This window comes from Nocardiopsis sp. NPDC055824, from assembly GCF_053616335.1.
The window spans coordinates 1-7,470 of sequence record NZ_JBSHDN010000266.1; the positions used below are offsets into that span (position 1 = coordinate 1).

Consider the following 7,470-nt stretch of genomic DNA (forward strand, 5'->3'; position numbering starts at 1 on the left):
GACCGGGGTCCGCGCGCACGGGTCACCGTGCGGGGCGTCCGGCCCCGCCGTCGGTCATCAGCCTCGACCGCACGAGGAACCGGCGGCCGGTCGGCGCCTCCAGGGAGAAGCCCGCGCCCCGCCCCGGGACGACGTCGATGGTCAGGTGGGTGTGGCTCCACACCGCGAACTGCGAGCGGGACATCCACACCGGCACCGGTTCGGGCGTGCCCGCGTCCAGGTCGCCCAGGTGGACGTCCGAGTCGCCCGTGCGGAACTCCCCCGCCGGGTAGCACATCGGCGAACTGCCGTCGCAGCACCCGCCGGACTGGTGGAACATGAGCGGCCCGTGTTCGTCGCGCAGCTCGCGGAGCAGGGCCGCGGCCTCCTCGGTGACGGCGACCCGCTCCACCTCCTCGCCGCTGCCGGGGGCGCCCATCAGAAGAGCCCCGCCGCCTGGTCCGAGTAGCTGACCAGCAGGTTCTTCGTCTGCTGGTAGTGGTCGAGCATCATCTTGTGGTTCTCGCGCCCGATGCCCGACTGCTTGTAGCCGCCGAACGCGGCGTGCGCGGGGTAGGCGTGGTAGTTGTTCACCCACACGCGGCCGGCCTGGATGTCGCGGCCCGCGCGGTAGGCGGTGCTGCCGTCGCGCGTCCACACCCCCGCCCCCAGCCCGTACAGGGTGTCGTTGGCGGTCTTGACGGCGTCGTCGTAGCCGTCGAAGCGGGCGACGGACACCACCGGGCCGAAGATCTCCTCCTGGAAGACGCGCATGCCGTTCTGCCCCGCGAACACGGTCGGGGCCATGTAGTAGCCGCCGGAGAGGTCGCCGCCGAGGTCGACCCGCTCGCCCCCGGCGAGCACCTCGGCGCCCTCCCGCCGGGCGATGTCGACGTAGGAGAGGATCTTCTCCATCTGGTCGTTGCCGGCCTGCGCTCCGAGCATGGTGCCGGTGTCGAGCGGGTCGCCCTGCACGATCCGGCCGACCCGCTCCAGGGCGTCGCCCATGAACTTGTCGTAGAAGGAGTCCTGCACGAGCGCGCGGGAGGGGCAGGTGCACACCTCGCCCTGGTTGAGGGCGAACATCGCGAAGCCCTCCAGCGCCTTGTCGTAGAACGCGTCCTCGGCCGCGGCGACGTCGGCGAAGAAGAGGTTGGGGCTCTTCCCTCCCAGCTCCAGGGTGACCGGGACGAGGTTCTCCGACGCGTACTGCATGATCAGGCGCCCGGTGGTGGTCTCGCCGGTGAAGGCGACCTTGCGCACCCGGGGGCTGGCGGCCAGCGGCTTCCCCGCCTCCACGCCGAAGCCGTTGACGACGTTGAGCACGCCGGGCGGCAGCAGGTCGGCGACCAGCCCGACCAGGAGCATGATGGACGCCGGGGTCTGCTCGGCGGGCTTGAGGACCACGGCGTTGCCCGCGGCGAGCGCGGGCGCCAGCTTCCAGGTGGCCATGAGCAGGGGGAAGTTCCACGGGATGATCTGCGCGACCACGCCCAGGGGCTCCTGGAAGTGGTACGCGACGGTGTCGCCGTCGATCTGGGAGTTGTGCCCCTCCTGCGCGCGGATCGCCCCGGCGAAGTAGCGGAAGTGGTCCACGGCCAGCGGGAGGTCGGCGGCCAGGCACTCGCGCACGGGCTTGCCGTTCTCCCAGGACTCCGCGACGGCCAGCCTCTCCAGGTTGTCCTCGATCCGGTCCGCGATCCGGTGGAGGACGAGGGCCCGCTCGGCCGGCGAGGTGCGGCCCCAGGCGGGGGCGGCCCCGTGGGCGGCGTCGAGCGCGAGCTCGACGTCCTCCGCACCGCTGCGCGCGACCTCCGTGAAGGCCTGCCCGGTGACGGGCGTGGGGTTCTCGAAGTAGCGGCCCCGCACGGGCGCGACCCAGTCGCCGCCGATCCAGTTGTCGTAGCGCGGCGCGTACTCGACGATGCTCCCCGGCTGTCCGGGGGGAGCGTAGACCGCCATGGTGGCCTCCTTCTTCGGTGGGGCGCCGGTGGTGCGGCCGGCGCCCGGTTCCGAGGGGTCTGGGGCCGGTGACGCTAGTCACGGCGACGTTGCGACCACGTTGCGGGAGCGGGGCGGGGCAGGGCGGGTTCAGCCGCCGAGCCAGCGCAGCCTTCCCCGGAGGGCGGCGTGGCGTGGGGACCCGGGGTCGAGGGAGCGCAGCGCCGCGGTGACCACCCGGGGGTCGTCGCGCCACTCGGGGTCCTCCGACCAGGCCAGGAGCACGCTCGGCGGGGCGTTGGCCCCGAGCACCTCGCACACCTCCGCCTGGAGGGCGTCGCGGATCTCCGCCACCCCCGGCGCCTCCGACCGGGGCAGGACCGGTCCCGCGTAGACCTCCAGCGCCCTCCGGTAGGAGCCCTCCGCCAGGTGGCGCCGGACCTCGTCGATGTCGGTGGACGGCGGGCGGAGCAGGCGGTAGGGGCGTGACGCGAGCAGGCCGGGGCCGAGCAGTCGGCGCAGCCGCGACATCTCCGCGCGGACGGTGACCGGGGAGGCGTCGTGCTCGTTCAGCCGCGCCCCGAGCGCCTCACCGGTGAGGCCGCGCGGACTGCGGGCGAGCAGGAGGAGGATCTCGGAGTGGCGGACGCTCAGCTCCGCCTCCCGGCCGTCGAGGGCGACCAGGGCCCCGGCGCGGCCCAGGACCCGCAGCGCGGGGCCCGCCGACGGGCCCCGTCCCGGGGGCGGCGCGGGACGGGCGCCGACGGCCTCCCGCACACCCGGGGCGCGGTGCGCGCCGCGGTCCCCGGGTGCGGTCCGGGAGCGGGGAGGGCGCGCGCCGAGGCGCAGGGCCCGCAGCTCCATCTCCACCGCGGTGGCGGCCGTCCGCACCAGGGCGAGGGCCTGCGGGGAGGCGAGGTGGTCCTCGCCCGTGATGTCGAGGACGCCCAGGACCTCGCCGGTGCAGGGGTCGTGGAGGGGCGCGGCCGAGCAGCTCCAGCGCTGCACGCCTCTGGAGAAGTGCTCGCTCGCGAACACCTGGACCTCGTGGTCGAGGGCCAGGGCGGTGCCGGGCGCGTTGGTCCCCGCGGACCGCTCGTGCCAGTTGGCGCCCTCCACGAAGCACATGTCCTCCGCGCTGTCGCGCAGTCGGCGGTCGCCCTCCACCCACAGCAGGCGTCCCGCGGCGTCGCCGACCGCGACGATCTGCGGACCGGGCGCGGTGTCGACCAGGAGCCGGCGCAGCAGCGGCATGGCGGCGGCCAGCGGGTGGGCGTCGCGGTGGTCCCGCAGGGCGTGCCCGGCGAGCTCGATCCGGGGCACGGTGGTGTCGGGGTCGACGCCGTGCAGGACGCTGCGCCTCCAGGACTCGCCGACGACCGCCCGGACGGGGCCGCTGACCCGGCCGGAGCCGGTGAAGCGCTCGTGTGCGGCGGCCACGTCGCGGCGCACGGCCTCGGGGTCGGTGTCCCACGACCACGCGTTCCACGTCCCGGACATCAACGGCGCTCCCCTTCGTCGAGACGACGGCGGACCGTGCCGGCGGACCGCCCCGACACCCCGATTGAAGCCGCGCCCGCCCCTCCTGACAAGTGGTTCCGCGAGAACGGACGGAGGTCCGTCCCGGTCCGGGCAGCAGTGCCCTGGGGGGAGGAAAGCGGCCCGGGACGGTCCGGGGGCCCGGACGTGCGCGTGCCGGCCGTCGTGCCGCCCCGCGCACGGCGGATGCGGCGGGTGTCCGGGCGGGATTCCCGCAGGCAGCGGCCCTGGACGGCGGAACGCGGCGGCCCGCCGCCGTCCGGACGTCCACGCTCCGTCGTCGCCCGGTGGCACAATACGGGCCATGTCCTCTCCCCCTTCCCCCTCCTCTCCCCCGGCGCCGCACGGCGCGGGCGAGCCCCCGGTCCGACCGTCCCGGGGCGGTCCCGCCTCCCCCGAGCCCGCGCTGCGCCCCGGCAAGCACTGGTACTGGGTGGGCGGCCTGGTCTTCCCGGCCACCCTCCTCTTCGGCGTCCTCCTCCTCTCGGGCGAGGAGGACACGCCGCCGGAGATCTTCTTCGGGATCGTGACGCCGGTGCTCGGCTTCATCGCGAGCCTGGTCGTCCTCCTGGTCGTCTTCCTGGTGCGCGCCGGCCGGGAGGCGGCGCTCCGCCGGGCGCGGTACCCGCACCCGTACCCGCCGGGCGCCCACGGAGGGCCCGCCGCGCACGGGGCGTACGGCGCCGGCCCGGTCCACGCGGGACCGCCGCCTCCCCCGTTCCGTCCCCGGATCGACCGGAGGGCGATCCGCCCCCGTCCCCGGTGGTTCTGGATCGGCGGGCTGTGCGTCCCCGGGGGCATCGCGGCCGGGGCCCTCGCCATGTGGGCGGTGACGGCCTCGGGCAGTGCGCTCCCGGACTTCGCCGGACAGGTCGAGTCCCGCGGCGAGATCGCGTTCGAGGCGGCCGAGGGAGAGGAAGGGGCCTGGGGGCTGTGGGTGTCGCCCGGCGACGCCTCCCACCACTACGACTGCACGGTGGAGGGGAGCGACCCGGCCGACCACCCCTTCAGCTTCCCCGGCCTCTCCTACGAGTCCGACGGCTGGAGGCTGGTCGACGCCATCGACACCCCCGTCCCGGGCGAGTACACGCTCGTCTGCGACGGGGACCCGGGCGTCTCCTACGCGGTGGGCGACATCGCCACGGCGGAGGCCGCGAACTCCCGCCGGGACTCCGGGCTCTGGGCCCTGCTGCTGCTGTCCCTGGCGGGGATCGTCGCCGGACCGGTCGTCATCGTCGTGACGGCGGTCAGGCGGGGCCGGAGCGAGGCCCGCCTGCGCGAGGAGGCGGGGCGGGAGGCGGACGGCGCCTCCGACGGACGGCCCGGCCCGGCCGCACCCCCCGGCCCCCCGGCCGCACCGTCCGGGCCCCCGGCCGGTCCTGCGGCCGGAGGCGGCGCGGACCCGCGCTACCGGGACCACGGCATCACCATCGTCCCCCCTGACCCGGAGGGCCGGCCGCGGCCGGAGTGACGTCGGCGGGGCCGGAGGGCCTTCTCCGGCCCGGGCGTCGTTTCCCGTCCGCCACGGCGTGGAGCGGCCCGGCGCCCGCGCCCCTCCCCCTGGAGTCCCTTCCCTTCCGGGACCGTGCGCGCGGCCGGCCTCAGGCGGGCCCGGGGCCGCGCCCGGCCGGGGGAGCGGAGGGCTCCTCGACCAGTGCGGCGAGCGCGATGGTCATCGCCACCCGCGCCTCCGGGTCGTCCAGCGGCAGGTCCGCGACCCCGCCCATGCGGCGCAGCCGGTACCGCACCGTGTTCGGGTGCAGGTCCAGCTCCTCCGCGGCCCGTCCCAGGTCGCCGTGCGCGTACAGCCACGCCCGCAGCGTGCGCGCGTAGTCCGTCCCGTGCGCGGCGTCGTGGCGCACCAGTTCCGCGACGGGGTTGCGGGTGGGCAGCCTGCCGGTCTCGGCCACCAGCCGCAGGCGGCGCAGCAGCACCGCGTGCCAGACGTCGTCGTAGACCACCGGCCCGGCGGTCCCCGGCGACCCCGGCCCCGCGGCCGGCGCCCCGCGCGCCCCGCTCCGCCCCGGGGGCGCCGTGCGCACCCCGCGGCCGTGCAGGGTCAGGCACTCGTCCGCCTCCTGCCTGCTGGCCGGGAGTCCGGAGGGGTCGGCGGCGCCGCCCACGCCGGCGGCAACGCCCAGCTGGTCCGGCAGCCCGCGCACCGTCGACCGCACCCACTCCACCGCCGGCGAGGGGTCGTCCCCGCACGGCAGCACCGTGTAGACGGTCGTTCCGAGCAGGGTGCTGCGACCGGGACGCGACCACCCGAAACCCGTGGTGACCAGCTCGAACAGGTGCAGGATCGCCGCCTCCGGCTCGGTCCTGGCCCTCGCCTGGAACGCGATCACCCGCAGGCCCGTGGCGGGCAGGCCGAGGCGGCCGGCCGTCTGCGCCGGGTCCGCCGACCCCTCCAGCAGGTCGATCACCGACTCCGACTCCACCTGGCGTTCCAGGTCGCTGCTCACCCTCGCGCGCAGCATGTGCAGTCCCACGGTGTGCGCTCCCTCGCGCAGGGCGCGGGAGCGCCCGGCGTCCAGCGGGGCGTCGCACACCACCCACAGGGAGCCCAGGAGTTCGCGCCCCACCCGGATCGGCGCGGCCGTGCGCCCGCCCAGCCCGAGTTCGGGCACTCCGGGGACGAAGCGGGGCTCGGCGGAGGCCGCCAGCCCGGCGAACACACCGTCGGCGTCGAGGCGTTCCCGGACCTCCTCCGGGGCCCTCCGGTCGATCACGGTGGCCCGGCGCACCCGGTCGGTGTCCCCCTGGGAGGCGGAGTAGGCGACGACGCGGGAGGAGCGGTCCTCGATCGTGACCGGTCCGCCGACCTCGGCCGCGACCGTGTCCGCGAGGGTGAACAGGTCGCTCGGCCCGCGTCCCGCCTCGGTCTCGCGGCCCTCCAGCACCAGGCCGTAGACGACGCCGGAGATCTGGCTCCAGGACACCGCGGGGTCGACGACGAGGAGGGCCAGCCCGCGCGCCCGGAGGTGTTCGCGCACGTCGTCCGCGGGGTCCGCGGCGGAGCGGAGGAGGACGACGGTGGCGCGCGCCTGCTCCGCGAGGCGGACCGCCTCGGCCGCGGAGTCCACCCCGACCGCGAGGAACGCGTCGCCCAGGGGCGGGGCGTCGTCGGTGGGATCGTGCATGGCGACGCTGCGCAGCTCCCTGCGGCGCAGGCCCTCGGCGCCCATCAGCCTGGCGCCGTACCCGCCCAGCACGTTGACGAGCCGGTCGAGGTTGATCATCTCCCGCTCCCCCTCCCACCACGATGTTGTCGTATCTCGACAAAACCAGGTCACGGGAATGTCGGCCCAGGATAACCCCGTCCCCCTCCGCCGTGGACACACTCGGTAATGAGCGGCAGCACCCCCCTCGCCGGCCCTCGCTGTGTTTCTCCACCCACGGACCGATCCGTGGCGTGGGCCCGTGAAGACAAGGAACGTTCCATGACCAGGACCACCGACCGATGGATGACCAGGGAGGGCTACGAACGCCTCCAGGAGGAGCTGCGAGTGCTGCGCGGCCTCCCCGACGACGACCCGGACACCTCCGGGGCGGACGGGGGCGCGGGGAGCACAGTCCCCGCGCCCCGCTACATTCACGACCCGGCGGTGCGGCAGGCCCGCGTCCACACCATCGAGCGCCTGCTCAGCGAGGCCGTGGTGGACGAGGCCGCCCCCGACGACGGGATCGCGGCGCCGGGCAAGGTGCTCACCATCCGCTACGACGGCGAGGACGAGGCCGAGGAGTTCCTGCTGGGCCTGCGGGACGCGTCCGTCGCGGACCGGATGACGGTGTACTCGCCGGAGTCGCCGCTGGGGGCGTCCCTGCTGGGCGCCCGCCGGGGCGAGCGGCGCACGTTCACCTCTCCGCGCGGCGCGGTCATCGGGGTCACCCTGCTGGGCGCGGAACCGTACCGGGCCTTCGTGGCGGGCTGACGCCGGGCCCCATCGACCGGGCGGCCGCCCCCGGGAAAGCGGGCGACCGCCCCAGGCCCGTCCGCCCGACTGGGAG

General features: G+C 75.9%; 6 protein-coding genes. 2 read left to right on the plus strand and 4 right to left on the minus strand.

The features are described 5' to 3' along the window. Positions 1–22: 22 nt before the first annotated feature. The 3 genes from ACWGL3_RS29645 to ACWGL3_RS29655 all read right to left on the minus strand — a co-directional run bounded on the left by ACWGL3_RS29645 (position 23) and on the right by ACWGL3_RS29655 (position 3,420). Positions 23–418 carry a DUF779 domain-containing protein gene (locus ACWGL3_RS29645; RefSeq protein WP_267946921.1) on the minus strand — a complete coding sequence of 132 codons (396 nt, stop codon included), beginning with the start codon at positions 416–418 and terminating at the stop codon, positions 23–25. Further along, on the minus strand, positions 418–1,941 hold the full coding sequence (gene exaC, locus ACWGL3_RS29650) for an acetaldehyde dehydrogenase ExaC (RefSeq protein WP_452462055.1): 1,524 nt from the start codon (positions 1,939–1,941) through the stop codon (positions 418–420). Before exaC ends, ACWGL3_RS29645 begins: the two co-directional genes overlap by 1 nt. A gap of 129 nt (positions 1,942–2,070) precedes the next feature. Further along, a complete protein-coding gene (locus tag ACWGL3_RS29655; RefSeq protein WP_267946923.1) occupies positions 2,071–3,420 on the minus strand; it encodes a GAF domain-containing protein in 1,350 nt (449 codons plus the stop codon). Positions 3,421–3,763: 343 nt separating this feature from the next. On the opposite strand from ACWGL3_RS29655, the gene ACWGL3_RS29660 reads away from it, so the two are divergent. Continuing rightward, positions 3,764–4,930, plus strand: coding sequence for a hypothetical protein (locus ACWGL3_RS29660; protein ID WP_452462056.1), 1,167 nt, complete (start codon positions 3,764–3,766; stop codon positions 4,928–4,930). Between the two features lie 130 nt (positions 4,931–5,060). Here the strand turns inward: ACWGL3_RS29660 and ACWGL3_RS29665 are convergent, their stop codons facing one another. Further along, positions 5,061–6,701, minus strand: a complete 1,641-nt coding sequence (locus ACWGL3_RS29665) for a helix-turn-helix domain-containing protein (RefSeq protein ID WP_452462057.1) — start codon at positions 6,699–6,701, stop codon at positions 5,061–5,063. A gap of 201 nt (positions 6,702–6,902) precedes the next feature. On the opposite strand from ACWGL3_RS29665, the gene ACWGL3_RS29670 reads away from it, so the two are divergent. Then, complete coding sequence (locus tag ACWGL3_RS29670; protein ID WP_452462058.1) at positions 6,903–7,394, plus strand: GreA/GreB family elongation factor; 492 nt, start codon at positions 6,903–6,905, stop codon at positions 7,392–7,394. The last annotated feature ends 76 nt before the right edge of the window (positions 7,395–7,470 follow it).